Raw genomic sequence first — 18,202 nt, forward strand, 5'->3', positions numbered from 1 at the left:
TGATTACACCTCATATCTCCATTTCGTATTATTGTTCTACAGTGTGAACACGGATTGTACCTTCCACTTCTTTATCGAGTTTCACTGGTACGTTTGTATAACCTAATGCATGGATACCATTAGGTAAGTCCATTTTACGTTTATCGATTTTAATATCGTGTTGTTTTTGTAACGCTTGAGCGATTTGTTTAGTGCTCACTGAACCGAATAATTTACCGCCTTCACCTGATTTTGCAGTGACTTCAACTTCGATTTCAGCTAAGCGTTCTTTAAGAGCTTTCGCATCTTCAATTTCTTTTTCACGTTCTTGTTCTGCACGTTTGTTTTGTTGTTCAAGTTGTTTCAAGTTACCTTGGTTCGCTTCGATAGCTAAATTATTTTTGAATAAATAGTTGTTTGCGTAACCTACAGGTACATCTTTGATTTCGCCTTTTTTACCTTTATTTTTAACATCTTGTGTGAAAATTACTTTCATCATTCTTCACTCCTACTCATTTGTTCTGTAATTGCTTGTTGTAATTGTTCAATCGCTTCATCTACAGTTACATCTTTCAACTGGGTAGCTGCATTGGTGAGATGGCCACCGCCGCCTAATGCTTCCATTGTTAGTTGGACGTTCACTGAACCAAGTGAACGTGCTGACATACCTACGAGATTATCCTCTCGACGTGCGATGACATATGAAGCTTCAACACCATCTAAACTTAATAATTCATCGGCTGCTTGTGCGACAGTCACAGGATGGAAGATCTTATCATCTGGACCGTGCGCAATCGCCACACCGTGATCTTGTAATTTAACAGTACGGATTAATTCTGTACGGTTGATGTACGTATCGATATCATCTTTTAAGAAGTGTTGGGTCAAGATGGTATCGGCACCATGTGCACGTAAGTAACTTGCGGCATCAAACGTCCGTGAGCCTGTCCGCAAGGTGAAGTTACGCGTATCGACGATGATACCTGCGAACATCACTGTAGATTCTAAGCGAGTGAGTCGTTGCTCTGTCGCTTGATATTCTAACAGTTCTGTCACTAACTCGGCTGTAGAACTTGCATAAGGTTCCATGTATACGAGCAATGGACTTGAGATAAAGCTTTCGCCACGACGGTGGTGGTCGATAACCACTTTACGGTTTGCTTTATTCAAGATGTTTTCATCCAACACCATTTCAGGCTTATGCGTATCGACAATGACGACCGTTGTTTTAGACGTCATCATATCCCATGCTTCATCGGACGTTACAAATCGTTCTTTTAGTTCTGGTTTTTCATCAACGGCATCCATGACACGACGTAATGTCGGATCAATATCCGAATCATTTAATACGATATAAGCGTCTAAGTGATTCATCATCGCAAAGCGAGAAACACCGATCGCTGCCCCAATCGCATCTAAGTCAGGTCGTGTATGTCCCATCACGATGACTTTGTCACCTTCCATTAAGATGTCTTTCAATGCGTGAGAAATAACACGTGCTCTTACACGCGTACGTTTTTCCATAGGGTCTGTTTTACCACCATAGAAGCGCACATTACCATTGATGTGTTTGATCGCGACTTGGTCACCGCCACGTCCTAAGGCGAGATCAAGACCAGATTGTGATAAGTCCCCGAGATCGATGAGATTTTCTGAGCCTTCACCGACACCGATACTAAGCGTGAGTTGTGCACGATAGCCCACACTTTTTTCACGTAATTGTTGTAAAATGTCGAAATTATTTTCTTCTACTTCATTTAAAATGCGTTGATTTAAATAAGCGACGAATTGGTCTGAACTGTAGCGTTTGAAGAAAATATTATATTCTTGCGCCCAGCGACTAATAATACGCGTCACCATAGAGTTGATTTCAGAACGTTGTGTATCGTTCATATTTTGTGTGATTTCATCGTAGTTATCTAGGAACAACGTCGCAATAATCGGTTTAGAATCTTCATATAAATCTCTTGTTTCGACTTCTTCAGTGATATCGAAGAAATATAAAATGTGATCCGCTTCATCATAACGAACACGATAATGGTATTCGTTGTCCTCAGTTTCGATTTCTTGAGTTTTTTCTAATTGTTTTAAAATATTGGGATACACTTCATTGACCGGATCGGAAATCACATTGCGAGTTAAACGTTCAGACATGAACTGATTCACCCACTCGATATTGTCATTTTCATCTAATACGATCATCCCTATCGGTAAATGTTTGATCGCAGATTGACTTCCTGCCGATATGTGTCCACTTAAATCGTCAACATAATTATCCATTTTGAGCAAAGCTTGTCTTCCCATGATGATCGTTATAATAATCATCACGATCAGTGCGATTGCGGCAATCGTCGCGACAACTGGATTGAATACAAACCATACTGCAACGAGCGCAATACCTGTCAGTACCATTAATATAAATGGCAACATTAAAGCTTTCTTAGTGGATTGACGGTTCATTGTCCCACCTCAAATCATTTTTTAATACTTGATTTTAAATTTAACGCTAAGTCTATGACTCCCAATAATGCGACGAGATGCGTTACTGGATTGATGATAATACCTACTACGAGTATAGCTACTGTCACCGCGAATGGCAGTGATTTTGCCTTTCCAAAATAATGGATTAAACTCAATCCTTGAAGGAACATACAAAGTGATAAAATGTTTTCAAAGTTTAATAGAATACTTTGGAATGTACTTGGTTCTACCGCGAATAATACAAGTAATAATACAATGACATAAAGCACTAATAACACGCGCGGCATACGCCATAAGTACAATGGTTTAAATAATGGCGTTGCGACTTTAAATTTTCTTACGATTGGGAATGTGACAATCAAACTGATTAACACGAATAAGAAAATGCCTATAATGACAAGGCTCGGTAATTGAACTGACATTTGTCGAAAGCTTTCTTCAAGCATGTTCTGGTAATTGTCACCCATACCTGTCACTGTCACAGCTTCTTGCATGCGGTTTTTTAATGGCCGTATGATTGATTCTGAACTTGGCATCATTTTTGCTGCTTGTAAGACCATCATGACAATCACTGCGGCGATACCTGCAATTGTCGTACTGATGTATAAAATACGTTCTTTAGATGTACGTTCAAGTAATAATTGACCAATCACCAAGCTAAGTAGTAACAAAATGATCATGGTACTCAACACGAAAATGTTGCCGAGTAACACGGTTACTACTACAGAAATTACGGCTGCTAACCCAAATGAAGCTTTAGATTTATGCCATAATACTATACCCGGAATGGTTGCAAATAAGCTTAATATAATTCCAACTGGTGGAACGATATGTAAGACTAAAGCCACAACGAGGAGAGAAAGTGTACCTAAGATTGTCGCTTTAGCGTTTATTTTTGAAAACAAATTCGCCACTCCTATACTAATTTTGTCTATAAGGACTATTTTAACCTCTTTAAACGTTTTATACAATTATAGTTATTGCGTTTGGCCCTTGAGACATATGTGAATGCATCTCATGCTGTTGTCGCTATTCTAGATCATCGTTTTGCTTTCGTTACTTTTAGAAAATGATACAAGTTAGGTGCCCAATTATTGAAGTTTAACAAGAAACCGTCGTGACCGACATTGTCCGGCACAAAGAAATGGCGGTGGTATTTAAAGCGTGCGCCTGTCCGGTAAACTTGGTCATCTGGATACAATAAGTCATCGATAAATCCGATTGTTAACACTTTGGTGTCTAGAGAACGAAATACCTGATCGACATCTGTACGACCTCGATCGATGTGATGACTATCTAAGACGTCGAGCAGTGTTAAATAACATGCTAAATCAAAGTTTTCTTTGAATTTATCGCCTTGGTATTTTTGATAGGAAACGACTTCATCTGGTGAAAATCGCTCATCGTAACTTTTAGACGAACGATAGGTTAAGAAACCTAATTGACGTGCGATACTGAGACCCTCTTTACCTCCGAGATAAATCGCCTGTCTCGCAATTTCATTAAACGCGCGACTATAAGAAGATGTATGATCAGTAGCTGCCAGAATCACTGCTTTATCTACAGTAAAACTTCGATTGTATAACAGTTCAAGTGCCTGCATACCGCCGAGAGAACCCCCGATCAAAATATTAATATGTGTAAAACCTAACGCTTCAATACCGAGTTCTATCGCACGTACAATATCCCTGATTGTTAAGTGATCTGGAAAATGGTCGTCAGTCAATTTAGAGCTCGAGCCAAAAGGACTGCCTATCACATTAAAGGTGAGAAACTGATAATCGTTAATCGGTAAGTAACCCCCATCAATGATCTCGCGCCACCATCCCGGTTCCTCGTCTGTCCCATACGTTAAATGGTTACCTGTGAGCGCATGACATATCACGACTAAAGGTTGCCCAGGATAACCGACGTGTTCATAGCGCAGCTGTAAAGGGTCTATGATTTCACCAGATTCCGTTTCAAATCGTCCTAAATTTAATGTACTTACTGTATAGTGCGTCAACGTGATAACCTCCTTATAAAATCATCCACTAAGATTCCAGTTGTTTTGTAACAATTTTCAGTTTAATTCAATTTCATTGTGTCAATGATGTGCTGATGTCGGAGGGTTGAGATAGCCAATATTGCGTCACCGCTTCTCCCGTTTCATTAAGGCTGAGGCTGTCCCAAGATTGCGACGGTTCTCCATGTTCCATCGTTTTCAGTAGTTACCGAGGGGACTTCAAGATTGCAATTTCGCTCTTTTTCATTGCATTAGGTCATCTAGATGAAAAAGCGTAAAATCGCAACAATGCCTAAGCCTCCGAGCACAGTGATGGTCATACTTTTAGTAAAAATGGCTAATAAGATGGTAGGAACAAGTGCAATCAAATACTGCACATCTAGCGTAAAACCAAAGCCATAATCACGCTGTTGAATGACCCCGTCCATAATCAATGCTGTAAACAAAGTAATAGGAATAAACGAGAGCCACTTTACAATAATCTCCGGCAACGAAATATGAGAAATGAGCACAAACGGTATGATGCGTGTGAGCCAGGTCACCAAACCACACACTAAGATCAAACTCACCATGTAAAGATCTGTCGTCATCGATCCATCACCACCCCTAATGCTGCCGTTATCGTAGAAGATAAAATGATTGCGACATAGGATGGCATGATGAGACTTAACAGCAACATCATGACGACGACACAACTCATCAGCACGAGATATTTCATAATTTTCGTCCGTTTCACAGTTTCAAATTGCGCAATCGTTAAAAAGACAAACATTGCCGTAATCGCAAAATCTAATCCGAGTGCTTCAGGATGTTGAATATAATCGCCAAACACTGCCCCTATTATAGTAGAAAAGGTCCAAAATAAATAAGCTGTGATATTAATACCATGCATCCATCGATCTGTGATCAACTCTCCTCTGATGCGTGGTGTAATGGCAACGCCAAACGTTTCATCGGTCACAAGAAAGCCGAGCCCCACCCTATTTAAGAATCCATATGATTTAAATGTAGGGGCGAGCGTCATACTTAATAGGAACATTCTTGAATTCACAATGAAGGTTGTTAACACTATCGCTGAGAACGGCGTACCAGCGAAGAGTAATGTACAGATAATAAATTGTGCTGCACCTGCATAAACCAATAAACTGAGCAGTGTAATTTCTAAAATACTAAAATTAGCAGCTGCTGCGACAATACCAAACGATAAACCAATACCCGCATAACCTAATAAGGTTGGAATACATTCTTTAACCCCTTGCCGAAATGTGCTGTGCTCCATCCCATCGTCCTCCGTCTCAATTAAGCAGCATATGCTTTATACTCTGAAAATATCCGATAAGGTAAGACTTCGGGTTGTCTGTCGTTAGACTAACCGGTGTATTATTTTTCGCTACATTTTCGAATATTGAAACAATTTTAACACACTTCTGAGTTTTCTGATATAGCTATTGAGAGATTCAATTGATAATCTTATGATGTGAAAAGATAACGGTTCCCCTCCCCTATCTTTAATTTCTGAGATGGCGCCCCGTCGGTTGAGAGTCTATAAGTGGGACTTCTTCTGTCATTTTGAATCACCTCATCTCTCCCTTTAAATATAAAAAGTTATTGGAAACTTAGGATAACTTGCTTCCAATAACTCTGATTTAAGTGTATATGAAGTGCTAGTGATTATTTCGTAGCTCTTTCAATTTTAGTTTTACCACCCATGAATGGTACGAGTGCTTCAGGGATTGTCACTGAACCATCTTCGTTTTGATAGTTTTCAACGATAGCTGCAAATGTACGACCTACTGCTAAACCACTACCATTTAATGTGTGGACAAGTTCAGGTTTAGAGTTTTTATCGCGTTTGAATCTCATGTTAGAACGACGTGCTTGGAAGTCTGTAATGTTTGAGCAAGAGCTGATTTCTTTATAATCATCATAACTTGGTAACCAAACTTCTAAGTCATATGTTTTGCTTGAACCAAAGCCGATGTCACCAGTACAGAGGATCACACGACGGTATGGTAAGCCAAGTTCTTCTAAGATTGATTCAGCGTGTTGTGTCATTTCTTCTAAAGCATCCCAAGAATCTTCTGGTTTTTCAATGCGAACCATTTCAACTTTGTCGAATTGGTGTAAGCGAATTAAACCTCTTGTGTCACGACCAGCTGAACCTGCTTCACTTCTGAAACATGCAGATTGCGCTGTGAATTTCGCTGGTAATACGCCAGGTTCGATGACTTCATCTCTATAGTAGTTTGTTAATGGGACTTCAGCAGTTGGAATTGTGTAAAGTCCTTCTTTTTCAACTTTGAAAAGGTCTTCTTCAAATTTAGGTAATTGGCCTGTACCGTACATTGAAGCACTATTTACGAGTTGTGGTACCATCATTTCTTTATAACCGTGTTGTGTTGTATGTTTAGTTAACATGTAGTTCATTAATGCACGTTCTAATTGAGCCCCTTCATTTGTTAAGAATACAAAGCGTGCACCTGATACTTTCGCAGCACGTTCAAAGTTAGCCATTTCTAATTCTTCAACTAAATCCCAGTGTGGTTTTGCTTCAAAATCGAATTGACGTGGTTCTCCCCAACGTTTTAACTCAACGTTTTCTTCGTCAGATTCACCTTCTGGCACATCATCATGGATTAAGTTTGGAATGCGTGATAATTTATCATTTAATTCATTTTCAACTTGTTTAAGTGAATTATCAGTGTCTTTGATTTTATCTCCAAGTTCACGCATTTCTTTAATGACGTCATCTGCATCTTCTTTATTACGTTTTTTCTCTGCAATTTCATCGCTCACTCTGTTGCGATCTGATTTCATTTCTTCAGTTTGTTTGATGAGGTCACGGCGTTGTTCGTCTAATTTTAAAACTTCATCTACTACTGAGCTATCCATCCCACGTTTTTCAACTTTTTCTTTTACGCGATCTGTTTCTGTACGAAATAATTTAATGTCTAGCATTGCTTCATTCTTCCCTTCTAAAATAATAATCATTTAGGATAAACAACGAAAAAAAGACCACATCCCAACCAAGGGACGTGGTCTACGCGTTGCCACCCTATTTAACAAACTTAATTTAAAAAATTAAGATGCACTCATTACTTAAAATAACGGTTAATACCGATTGTTCACATGAGTAGGTAGATTCATATTACGTTTGATTACTTGTTCACACCCTACACAAGCTCTCTGAAATCAAAGCTGTAATACTACTTAGCCTACGAACAATAATTTATTCATTTAATTAATTTTAATATAGCAAATTATATGACAATTTGCAAATAACTTTCGTAAAAAGTTTTTATTTTTATGTCAGATTAAACGGCTGAGTCGCTGTAAGCTTGGTCACGAAGGTATTGGCTCACCGCTTCAATATCTTTATGGAACTGACGGTCTTCTTTGATTGTTGAAACGATTTGACGCATTTCGTCATATTTTTTATGTGTTTTAGGAGATAATTTATCAACATCTTGATATTCCACAGCTTGTAACGCAATGATACATTCGATTGCTAGGACGCGTCTTGCGTTTTCAACCATTTGGTAGCCATGACGAGAAGCAATCGTACCCATAGAGACATGGTCTTCTTGGTTCGCTGATGACGGAATAGAGTCTACGCTCGCTGGATGTGCAAGTGTTTTATTTTCAGAAACAAGACTTGCTGCAGCATATTGCATAATCATCGCACCACTTTGTAGACCTGGCTCTGGACTCAAGAACGCTGGTAAACCATTGTTTAACTGTGGATTAACGAGACGTTCTAAACGACGTTCTGACACATTCGCAAGTTCACTGACGCCTAATTTTAAGAAGTCGAGTGCAAATGCGACAGGTTGGCCATGGAAGTTACCACCTGAGATGACAAACGTTTCATCGCCTTCGTCAAAGATCAGTGGGTTATCATTCGCAGCATTCATTTCAAATTCTAATTTTTCCTTCACGTAATTAAACACTTGGAAACTTGCGCCATGAATTTGTGGAATACAACGCAATGTGTACGCATCTTGAACACGCACTTCACCTTGGCGTGTCGTTAATTGTGAGTCTGCTAACCAGTCTCTCATACGTGCGGCAACATCGATTTGTTCTTGGAAATTACGCACGCGATGAACTTGATCACGGTAAGCATCTGTAATACCGTTTAAGGCTTGGTGTGTGAGTGAAGCAATCCACTCTGCTTGATAGCCTAACGCTTCAGCTTCTATGTAACTGATCACACCTTGTGCAGTCATCGCTTGTGTACCATTAATTAAAGCGAGACCTTCTTTCGCTTGTAATTGAAGCGGTTCGCGGTCGAGTTGTTTTAACACGTAGCGGCTGTCTACTTCTTCCCCTTTATAGTAAACATGACCTTCACCAATAAGGGCTAACGCTAAGTGTGCAAGCGGTGCTAAATCCCCTGAAGCACCTAATGAACCTTGTTGTGGAATCACTGGAATGATTCGATGATTGATAAAGTAGATGAGCTGATCAATCAGTTCAACGGTTGCACCTGAATGTCCTTTTAATAAAGTATTCAAGCGTAAAATCATCATCACGAGGGCTACCTCTTCAGAAAATGGTTTGCCGACACCACATGCATGAGAACGAATTAAATTCACTTGTAATTGGTTATATTGATCTTGATCGATCAATACATCACTAAATAAACCAAAACCCGTTGTAATACCGTAGACCGTTTCTTTATGATTGATAATCCGTTCCACGATCGCACGACTTTGTTTGACGTTTTGTAGTGCTTCATCACTGATTTCAACTTGATCTTCGTTATAAAGAAAGTGTCTAATATCTTGAATTGTAAGCTGGTTTCCATCTAATTGTAATACCATGATTTCAACTCCTCCTATACTCCCTATGTTGCTTAAAGTATACACTTACCTTCTTTTATAAACAATAACAATCCAGATATCCGTAACTCGCTAGCGTAGTAACATATTAACAAGCTAAAGTGTTTTACGTAGATTTTGTGAAACGGATGAAGCGTATATTAAGTTTTATAAATAGTTATTGACGAAAATAAAGGGCGGGTATATCATGCTATTATATTTGTAGCAAAAAGATTTAAAAACAATCATCATAAAATCAATCCCATTAAAAATGAAACAGAAAGTGAGGTCTTAGTCATGGAAACACTATCCTCTGTCAGTATCCCACCACGTAAGGATGAAACTCATAAAGGGGATTACGGCAGAATATTACTTATTGGAGGAAACGCGAGTATGGGAGGTGCCATCATGCTGGCGGCTCGTGCTTGTGTCTTTAGCGGTAGTGGTTTGATCACAGTAGCAACGCATCAAAATAACCACTCTGCACTACATTCACGATGCCCTGAAGCGATGGTCATCGATATTAATGATACGAAAATGCTTACCAAAATGATTGAAAGTTCGGATTGTCTCTTAATCGGTCCGGGCTTAGGTTGTGACTTCAAAGGTAATAATGCGATCACTTTCTTATTACAAAACATTCAAGAACACCAAACATTAATTATTGATGGAGATGCCATCACCATCTTTAGTAAATTGAAATTACAAATGCCAAATTGTCGCGTCATCATTACGCCTCACCAAAAAGAATGGGAACGTATCAGCGGCATTCCAATTTCTGAACAAACTTACGAGCGTAATCGTAAAGCTGTGGATGAACTCGGTGTCACTGTCGTGCTCAAACAACATGGGACTGAAATTTATTTTAAAGATAAAGAATACAAACTACCGATTGGTACACCAGCGATGGCGACTGGTGGTATGGGAGATACACTTGCAGGTATGGTGACAAGCTTTGTAGGTCAATTTGATGATACAAATGAAGCGGTTGCGACAGCGACTTACTTGCATAGCTACATTGGTGAACAACTTTCAGAAAAAATGTACGTTGTACCACCTTCTAAATTAATCGATGAAATCCCATATGCGATGAAATCCATCGAATCAGACTCATAAAAAAGAAGCTGATGCCTCTCACTTTGAAGAGCCATCAGCTTTTTTATGTGTTTATTTATCTTTTTGAGTGATTGAATTCAGGCTGCTGTTTTATTCGTCTGAATCATCATCTTGTTCTTGAATATCTTCATTCACACGATCCATGAAGTCTTGTCTTAACTCTGTTTGACGTTCATCGTCTGTATCCTCATCTGTGGTTTCATCTTCAGTGGATTGGGTCGCTTCCACACCTTCAGCTTCGATCGCTTCAGTATCCTCTGTTTGATCTTCAGTTTCTTCTTCAACGACTTTTGCGACAGTAGAAACGAATTGATTATCGCCGAGGCGAATTAATTTCACACCTTGTGCAGCACGGCCATTAACTGAAATATCTTGAACGTCGATTCGGATAATGACACCTTGGTTTGTCACAATCATTAAGTCTTCTTCACCTGTAACGGTAGTGATACATACGATTTTACCATTACGTTCTGTCACTCTCGCTGTCATCAATCCTTTACCGCCACGGTTCGTTACACGATACTCACTGAGTGCTGTACGTTTACCGAAACCATTTTCAGTCACCACAAGCATTTCTTGTTCGCTATCTTCATCCGCTACGTCTAAACCAATGACTTGGTCATCTTCACGTAGTGTAATACCTTTCACACCCGCAGCAATACGACTTAATGGACGTAAGCTTGTTTCTTTGAAGCGGATAAGTGATGCGTTTGCAGTACCGATTAAGACATCTTGATTACCCTCTGTTAAACGAACGGCAATAAGTGCATCGCCTTCTTTAAAGTTGATCGCAATCTTACCATTTCGGTTGATGTGAGAGAAGTTGCTTAATGCGGAACGTTTTACAGTACCGTATTTTGTCGCAAAGATGAGATAATGTGATTCGCTCGTTAAGTCTTTCACGGCAATCATCGTACTGATGCTTTCATCATTATCGAGCTCAATCGCGTTCACGATTGGGATACCTTTAGACTGACGGGAGAGTTCCGGCACCTCATAACCTTTCAGTTTGTAGACGCGACCTTTGTTAGTGAAGAACAAGATGTTGTCATGTGTGCTCAATGTTACGAGCTGACTCACGAAGTCTTCTTCTAACGTGTTCATACCTTGGACACCACGACCGCCGCGATTTTGTGCACGGTAGGTAGAGACAGGTAAACGTTTGATGTAGTTATTATGACTTAATGTGATGACGATTTGTTCTTCAGGGATTAAGTCTTCATCCTCGATGTTGTCTACACCACCGAGTTGAATTTCTGTTTTACGTTCATCACCATAACGATCACGGACATCGATGAGTTCTTCACGAACCAATTCAACAAGTTTTTCTTCGTCCGCTAAAATTTCTTTCAATTCTTCAATGTAAGAAATAAGTTCATCATATTCAGATTCGATTTTATCGCGTTCTAAACCTGTTAAACGTCTTAAACGCATATCGAGAATCGCTTGTGCTTGGCGTTCACTTAAATCAAAGCGTTCTTGTAAGCGTGACATCGCGAGTTTATCGTTATCTGATTCACGGATGATCGTAATAATTTCATCAATGTGATCAAGCGCAACTTTCAACCCTTCTAAAATGTGGGCACGGTCTTGCGCTTTTTTCAAATTATATTCAGTACGACGACGAACAACGACTTTTTGGTGATCTAAATAATGTACTAATGTTTCTTTCAGTGAGAGTAATTTAGGTCGACCATCCACTAACGCGATCATATTCACACCAAATGATGTTTGAAGTGGCGTTAATTTATAAAGATTATTTAAGATAACGCTAGAGTTCGCATCTTTACGAATATCGATGACTACACGCACACCCGTACGTAAACTTGTTTCATCGCGTAAGTCTGTAATGCCATCAATTTTCTTATCGCGTACCAGTTCAGCAATTTTTTCAATTAAACGTGCTTTATTCACTTGGTACGGCACTTCGGTTACGACGATGCGTTGACGGCCGCCGCCACGTTCTTCGATTTCAGCACGAGCACGCATTTGAACAGAACCTCGTCCTGTTTCGTAAGCACGACGGATACCACTTTTACCCATGATCAAGCCAGCTGTTGGGAAGTCAGGTCCTTGAATATCTTCCATGAGTTCAGCATTCGTGATGTCTTCGTTGTGACTTAGACTGAGTACACCGTTAATCACTTCAGTTAAATTGTGAGGCGGGATGTTTGTCGCCATCCCAACCGCAATCCCAGATGCACCGTTGACTAACAGGTTCGGGAAGCGTGCCGGTAAGACTGACGGCTCTCTTTCAGTTCCATCATAGTTCTCGATGAAATCGATGGTATCTTTGTTTAAATCTCTTAACAATTCAAGCGTAATTTTCGTCATGCGGGCTTCGGTATAACGCATGGCCGCAGCACCGTCACCATCCATAGATCCGAAGTTACCTTGTCCATCAACTAAAGGATAACGATAGCTGAAATCCTGAGCCATTCTTACCATTGCTTCATAGATAGATGAGTCCCCGTGTGGGTGATATTTACCCATGACATCACCGACGATACGTGCTGATTTTTTATAAGGTTTGTCTGGTGTCATACCTTGTTCATTTAAGCCGTATAAGATACGACGGTGAACCGGTTTAAGTCCATCTCTTACATCGGGTAAAGCACGTGATACGATGACACTCATCGCATAATCTAGGAACGACTCACGCATCTCACTCGTTATATTTCGTTCATTAATTCTTGCTTCAGGTAATTCAGCCATCAAGCTAGTCCTCCTTCTAAATTCAGTTCATAACGTGCGTTAGAAATCCAACGTTGCATAAACTGCGTTATCTTCAATAAACTGTCTACGATCCTCTACAACGTCACCCATCAACATTTCAAATGTTTGGTCGGCATCAATCGCATCTTCTAACGTTACTTGCATCATGGAACGATTTTCTGGATTCATGGTTGTTTCCCATAATTGGTCCGCGTTCATTTCACCCAAACCTTTGTAACGAGAAATAGCTAATTTCGTTGTGTCGCCTAATTCTTCTTTAAGTTTATCGAGTTCACGATCATTAAAGACGTAATATTTTTGTTTACCTTGTGTCACTTTATAGAGTGGCGGTTGTGCAATGTAAACGTATCCCGCTTCAATTAACGGACTCATAAAGCGATAGAAGAATGTTAATAACAAGGTTCTAATATGTGCACCGTCAACATCGGCATCTGTCATGATAATGATTTTATGATAACGTGCTTTTTCAAGATTAAATTCGCCACCGATACCTGTACCGAAAGCAGTGATCATGGAACGAATTTCATTATTGTTTAAAATGCGATCTAAACGTGCTTTTTCGACGTTTAAAATTTTACCTCGTAGTGGCAAAATCGCTTGTGTTTCGGAATCACGTCCTGATTTCGTTGAACCACCTGCTGAGTCACCCTCAACTAAGAAGATTTCACTTTGGCTTGGGTCTTTACTAGAACAATCAGCAAGCTTACCAGGTAGATTTGTCACATCAAGACCTGATTTACGACGTGTCACTTCACGTGCTTTTTTAGCTGCGACACGTGCACGAGATGCCATAATTCCTTTTTCAACGATCAAACGAGCTTGTTGTGGGTTCTCATACAAGAAACGTTCAAAGAGTTCAGAGAATAATTTATCAACAACTTGTCGCACTTCTGAGTTACCTAATTTCGTTTTCGTTTGTCCTTCGAATTGTGGATCACCGTGTTTGATTGACACGATTGCTGTTAATCCTTCACGTGTATCTTCACCAGATAAACGATCTTTGTCGTCTTTGATGATGTTCGTACGTGTACCGTAATTATTTAATACACGAGATAAAGCACGTTTGAAGCCTTCTTCGTGCGTACCGCCTTCATACGTGTGAATGTTATTCGCATAAGTTAATAAGTTCGTCGCAAAGCCACTGTTATATTGAATTGCGATTTCTACTTCGATGTCATCTTTAGATTCGTGTAAATAAATCGGCTCTGGATATAACGGTTGTTTATTTTCATTAAGCATTTCGACGTAAGATTTAATACCGCCTTCATAGTGGTAAGTATCTTCACGAGGTTCCGCTTCTTCATCCTCGTTTGCTTCATCTTCACGTTCGTCTCTTAACGTAATTGAAATGCCTTTATTTAAGAAGGCAAGCTCTCTGATACGTTGTTGAAGTGTGGCGTAGTCATACGTCGTTGTTTCTGTGAAAATTTCAGGGTCAGCTTTAAAACGAATCTCTGTACCTGTGTTATCATCGCTTGTTTCTCCAACAACTTTTAAATCGAATTGTGGGACACCACGTTTATAAGCTTGGTGGTAGATTTTATTATCACGATGAACATAGACCTCTAATGTTTCAGAAAGCGCGTTAACCACTGAGGAACCTACCCCGTGGAGCCCGCCTGAAACTTTATAACCGCCACCGCCGAATTTACCGCCAGCGTGAAGCACAGTTAAAATAACTTCTACTGCGGGACGGCCCATTTTTTCTTGTATGTCTACTGGGATGCCTCGCCCGTTATCTGTGACTTTTATCCAATTGTCTTTTTCGATGATAACTTCAATCTTGTCTGCATAACCAGCTAGTGCTTCGTCGATACTGTTATCCACGATTTCCCACACTAAGTGGTGCAAACCTTTTTCTGAAGTTGATCCAATATACATACCTGGTCTTTTTCGAACTGCTTCAAGACCTTCTAATACTTGAATTTGTCCGGCACCATAATTTTCCGTGTTGTTCACATCTGACAATGCTTCCACCTTCACTTTCCGTTACCTTTTAATTTCGCCTTGCTCAATGCGATAAAGTTTTGCGCTTTTCATTATGTCGTGGTCTATACCATCTACAGAAGTCGTTGTTACAAATGTTTGGACTTTATGTTGAATTGTGCTTAATAAATGAGACTGCCGTGAGTCATCTAACTCACTTAATACATCATCAAGTAATAAGATAGGATACTCTCCCACTTCAATATTCATCAATTCAATTTCTGCTAACTTGATGGATAATGCGGTTGTTCGCTGTTGTCCCTGAGAGCCATACGTCTGGGCATCCATCTCATTGACGTTGAATCCCAAATCATCTCGATGCGGACCATGCAAACAAACGCCTCGCTCAATCTCACGGTCTTGCTGTTCAGTGAGAAAATCAAGCACCGCTTCCAATTGATCTGCTTCATCATCAGAAGGCGGTGTTTCAAATTTAAGACTCGGTCTGTAGCACAACCCGAGGGCCTCACTCTCATCCGTGATTCCCGCATGAATAGGTTTAGCTAGGGATTCTAACTCTTCGATAAAGTGCGCACGACGCTGAGTGATTTTTAATGCGTATTCAGCAAACTGCTGATTTAAAATTTCTAGCATTGTTTTATCTGTTTTTTGACCATACTGCAGTTGTTTTAAATAATTGTTTTTCTGCTTTAGAATGCGTTGATATTGTGCTAAGTCGTTAAGGTAGACAGCCGATATTTGACCGAGTTCCATATCGATAAAACGCCGTCTAACCTGCGGGGAACCTTTCACAATATTTAAGTCTTCCGGTGCGAATAACACAACGTTGAGATGGCCGACGTATTGTGTTAAACGATTCTGTTCTAAGTGATTGACTTTAACTTGCTTGCCTTTTTTGGTTATAAACATGGTAAGCGGCATCTTGCCAAATCTATAACTCAACTCACCTTCTATTTTAGCATATTCACTCCCAAATCGTATAAGCTCCTTATCGTTTGAGGTTCTATGACTCTTGGCGAGCGCGAGTGTATAGATAGATTCAAGCAAATTCGTTTTACCTTGGGCATTTTCACCAATCAGAATATTGACTTCTGGATGACAATCTAAATGAATTGACTCATAATTACGATAATCTTCTAATTGGAGGGACGTTAGCTTCATTCTTCACCTTGATGAAGTATTAGGAATGAGCCAACTTCTTCAACGTCAATTTGATCATGGTGATGTAACTTTTTACCACGTCTTACTTCTCTTTCTCCGTTGAGTAAGACTTCAAAGTCTTGTAAAAACCATTTAGCTTGGCCACCTGATTCAATGATGCCTTCATTTTTCAAGAATTGTCCTAAAGTGATTTCCCCTTCAACACTTATTTCTTCGACCACATCAATCACTCCATTTCCTTAGGATCACTATACTATTATACCGTTTTTTGCCAAAAATTTCATGTGTAAAGGGCGTAAGTTAAGCGTTTTTATTTGTGTAATGACTTAAAAAATTGTTATTCTTATCGATTACGCTTGCAACAATGCACTTTTTACTTCGCGTTGTCGTATTTTAATTTAACACGGAGTGTAAGTTGTAAATACCGTTCAGTGCCTCATAAATACCCCATATTTGCTTGTTTTTATATTTCCTATACTTTTTACTTATCTTTACTTTTTATGCTACTACGTGCTTATTTAAGACGATATATTGCGAATTAACTACAAATTCGACACTCATGACTACTTTGGATGACCCAGCCCAAAGTAATGGTTTAATCTTTCTCTCAATCTTATACACGTTCCAACTTCGAAAATGACTCTAAAAAATTCACACGATAGTTTAAGATTGCTATACCAAAATTTAAAATGTTTAAAGAATATGAAAAGACTAGGATTTAATATCCTAGTCTCATTAATACTATTAAAATGATTGTATTGTTTAATTTAATTTCTGTACCAAGCTGTTTTAGGCCAATTTTTATGTTTAGGTTTTCCTTTCCACGATGAACAATCTTTAACTCCTTTTTTCTTGACATTCAACCCGTCACATTTCGTCATTTTTCCTAAAGATGAACATTTATATGCTTTTGCATGATACCAGCAGTCACTTTTATAAAAATCTACGTAAGCCTTTGGATGTTTTTTTGACCAATATCTATGATCAGACTTTGTCCCATTAAAGCGATTACAATGTACATGAGTTCCCTTTTTTACTTTTTGTCCGTCTTTCTGTCCCTTGTATGCTCTGTTTGAATCTGAATTTTGAGATGTTACTTCACCATCCATATTTCCAATAAATTCAGAAAAATTAACAACCTCGGTGTTGTTTTCTCTATTTCCATTAGAATTTTGCCCTTTAGGATTGGGTAATATATCTTCAATCACTACTGTATTACCATTTTGAATAACATGAAATTCACTATCTTCTTTTTCAATACTTTTCAATTGTGTCATAGTATTAGAATCAACTTGAGACTTACTATATGTTCCTACTAGTTTAATATTCTGAGGTGGGGTACTTTCATTTTCCGAGGCATAAGCGCTATTTAACTGAAAGCCATTTATTCCGATACTTAAAACTAAAATTTCAACAACGACTAATTTCGCAATTTTTTTCATTTTAACACTCCTAATAAAATTACTTATAAATTTACAAAATCTATCTATCTTTATGTTACCATTAATTTATAAAAATAATAATCAAATTAAAGGTGTGTTTATGAAAAAGTCTGCTTATATCATTAGTTTAATCATTATCTTAGTTATTTGTTATATTTTTGTGAACTTTTTCTTCTTTGATAAATGGGTTGGTTATTCTTCCGAGAAAAAAATTAATAATTATATAGCTAAGCATGATACAAAAAGTTTAAACAAAATATCTGCAAATCATAAAACTTCTCATTTTTTGAAAAATACTCAAAAAATTTCGATTACACTACTTTCTGATAATCAAGGTAGTGATGACAAGGGGTATTATAATATCAAAATCAATAATAAACCTGCGCATATGGTGATAAAAATAGATCATCCATTTTTACCTGAAACGCCTGAACTAGAATCAATTAAGTTGGAAGACCCTAACAACTCATAACTATTTGCAACAAAAAACTCAGCCATCTCATAAAAGTGGC

15 protein-coding genes and 1 other annotated feature are annotated in these 18,202 nt (G+C 38.7%); of the genes, 2 read left to right on the plus strand and 13 right to left on the minus strand.

The annotated features are described in order from the left end of the window. Nucleotides 1-28: 28 nt before the first annotated feature. The 8 genes from rplI to hutH all read right to left on the minus strand — a co-directional run bounded on the left by rplI (nucleotide 29) and on the right by hutH (nucleotide 9,291). A complete protein-coding gene (gene rplI / locus ACSBRB_RS08020; protein WP_059107030.1) occupies nucleotides 29-475 on the minus strand; it encodes a 50S ribosomal protein L9 in 447 nt (148 codons plus the stop codon). Then, on the minus strand, nucleotides 475-2,439 hold the full coding sequence (locus ACSBRB_RS08025; protein WP_107392773.1) for a DHH family phosphoesterase: 1,965 nt from the start codon (nucleotides 2,437-2,439) through the stop codon (nucleotides 475-477). Before ACSBRB_RS08025 ends, rplI begins: the two co-directional genes overlap by 1 nt. A 14-nt stretch (nucleotides 2,440-2,453) precedes the next feature. After that, nucleotides 2,454-3,380 (minus strand): DUF2232 domain-containing protein, encoded by a 927-nt coding sequence (locus ACSBRB_RS08030; RefSeq protein WP_180991918.1) that lies wholly within the window; start codon nucleotides 3,378-3,380, stop codon nucleotides 2,454-2,456. A gap of 119 nt (nucleotides 3,381-3,499) precedes the next feature. Then, nucleotides 3,500-4,465 (minus strand): homoserine O-acetyltransferase MetX, encoded by a 966-nt coding sequence (gene metX / locus ACSBRB_RS08035; protein WP_203071448.1) that lies wholly within the window; start codon nucleotides 4,463-4,465, stop codon nucleotides 3,500-3,502. A 260-nt stretch (nucleotides 4,466-4,725) separates the two neighbouring features. Continuing rightward, nucleotides 4,726-5,055, minus strand: coding sequence for an AzlD domain-containing protein (locus ACSBRB_RS08040; protein ID WP_059107034.1), 330 nt, complete (start codon nucleotides 5,053-5,055; stop codon nucleotides 4,726-4,728). Then, a complete protein-coding gene (locus ACSBRB_RS08045) occupies nucleotides 5,052-5,744 on the minus strand; it encodes an AzlC family ABC transporter permease (protein ID WP_435032363.1) in 693 nt (230 codons plus the stop codon). The genes ACSBRB_RS08040 and ACSBRB_RS08045 overlap by 4 nt, the downstream gene beginning before the upstream one ends. A gap of 392 nt (nucleotides 5,745-6,136) precedes the next feature. Continuing rightward, nucleotides 6,137-7,423: a serine--tRNA ligase gene (gene serS / locus ACSBRB_RS08050; RefSeq protein WP_059107101.1), complete on the minus strand. Its 1,287-nt coding sequence runs from the start codon at nucleotides 7,421-7,423 to the stop codon at nucleotides 6,137-6,139. Nucleotides 7,424-7,491: 68 nt separating this feature from the next. Then, nucleotides 7,492-7,697, minus strand: a binding site (T-box leader). Between the two features lie 82 nt (nucleotides 7,698-7,779). Continuing rightward, nucleotides 7,780-9,291 (minus strand): histidine ammonia-lyase, encoded by a 1,512-nt coding sequence (gene hutH / locus ACSBRB_RS08055; protein WP_150888363.1) that lies wholly within the window; start codon nucleotides 9,289-9,291, stop codon nucleotides 7,780-7,782. A 294-nt stretch (nucleotides 9,292-9,585) separates the two neighbouring features. On the opposite strand from hutH, the gene ACSBRB_RS08060 reads away from it, so the two are divergent. Next, complete coding sequence (locus ACSBRB_RS08060) at nucleotides 9,586-10,404, plus strand: NAD(P)H-hydrate dehydratase (protein WP_059107037.1); 819 nt, start codon at nucleotides 9,586-9,588, stop codon at nucleotides 10,402-10,404. Between the two features lie 90 nt (nucleotides 10,405-10,494). Here ACSBRB_RS08060 and gyrA read toward each other — a convergent pair whose 3' ends face one another. The 5 genes from gyrA to ACSBRB_RS08085 all read right to left on the minus strand — a co-directional run bounded on the left by gyrA (nucleotide 10,495) and on the right by ACSBRB_RS08085 (nucleotide 17,690). Next, nucleotides 10,495-13,119 carry a DNA gyrase subunit A gene (gene gyrA, locus ACSBRB_RS08065; protein ID WP_435032364.1) on the minus strand — a complete coding sequence of 875 codons (2,625 nt, stop codon included), beginning with the start codon at nucleotides 13,117-13,119 and terminating at the stop codon, nucleotides 10,495-10,497. 39 nt (nucleotides 13,120-13,158) lie between these two features. Continuing rightward, nucleotides 13,159-15,117 (minus strand): DNA topoisomerase (ATP-hydrolyzing) subunit B, encoded by a 1,959-nt coding sequence (gyrB, locus tag ACSBRB_RS08070; protein ID WP_435032455.1) that lies wholly within the window; start codon nucleotides 15,115-15,117, stop codon nucleotides 13,159-13,161. A 12-nt stretch (nucleotides 15,118-15,129) separates the two neighbouring features. Further along, entirely contained in the window at nucleotides 15,130-16,248 is a 1,119-nt protein-coding gene (recF, locus tag ACSBRB_RS08075) for a DNA replication/repair protein RecF (protein ID WP_435032365.1), read from the minus strand. Beyond that, nucleotides 16,245-16,469: a S4 domain-containing protein YaaA gene (yaaA, locus tag ACSBRB_RS08080; RefSeq protein ID WP_059107041.1), complete on the minus strand. Its 225-nt coding sequence runs from the start codon at nucleotides 16,467-16,469 to the stop codon at nucleotides 16,245-16,247. The genes recF and yaaA overlap by 4 nt, the downstream gene beginning before the upstream one ends. A 546-nt stretch (nucleotides 16,470-17,015) precedes the next feature. Further along, nucleotides 17,016-17,690, minus strand: coding sequence for a hypothetical protein (locus ACSBRB_RS08085; protein ID WP_435032366.1), 675 nt, complete (start codon nucleotides 17,688-17,690; stop codon nucleotides 17,016-17,018). A 100-nt stretch (nucleotides 17,691-17,790) separates the two neighbouring features. Between ACSBRB_RS08085 and ACSBRB_RS08090 the strand changes: the two genes are divergently transcribed. Further along, the gene (locus ACSBRB_RS08090) at nucleotides 17,791-18,162 is read left to right on the plus strand and encodes a hypothetical protein (RefSeq protein ID WP_435032367.1); all 372 of its coding nucleotides are present in this window, start codon (nucleotides 17,791-17,793) and stop codon (nucleotides 18,160-18,162) included. The last annotated feature ends 40 nt before the right edge of the window (nucleotides 18,163-18,202 follow it).

Origin of the sequence: Staphylococcus auricularis, from assembly GCF_051172115.1 — a bacterium.
In the GTDB taxonomy this organism is placed as follows: Bacteria; Bacillota; Bacilli; order Staphylococcales; family Staphylococcaceae; genus Staphylococcus; species Staphylococcus auricularis_A.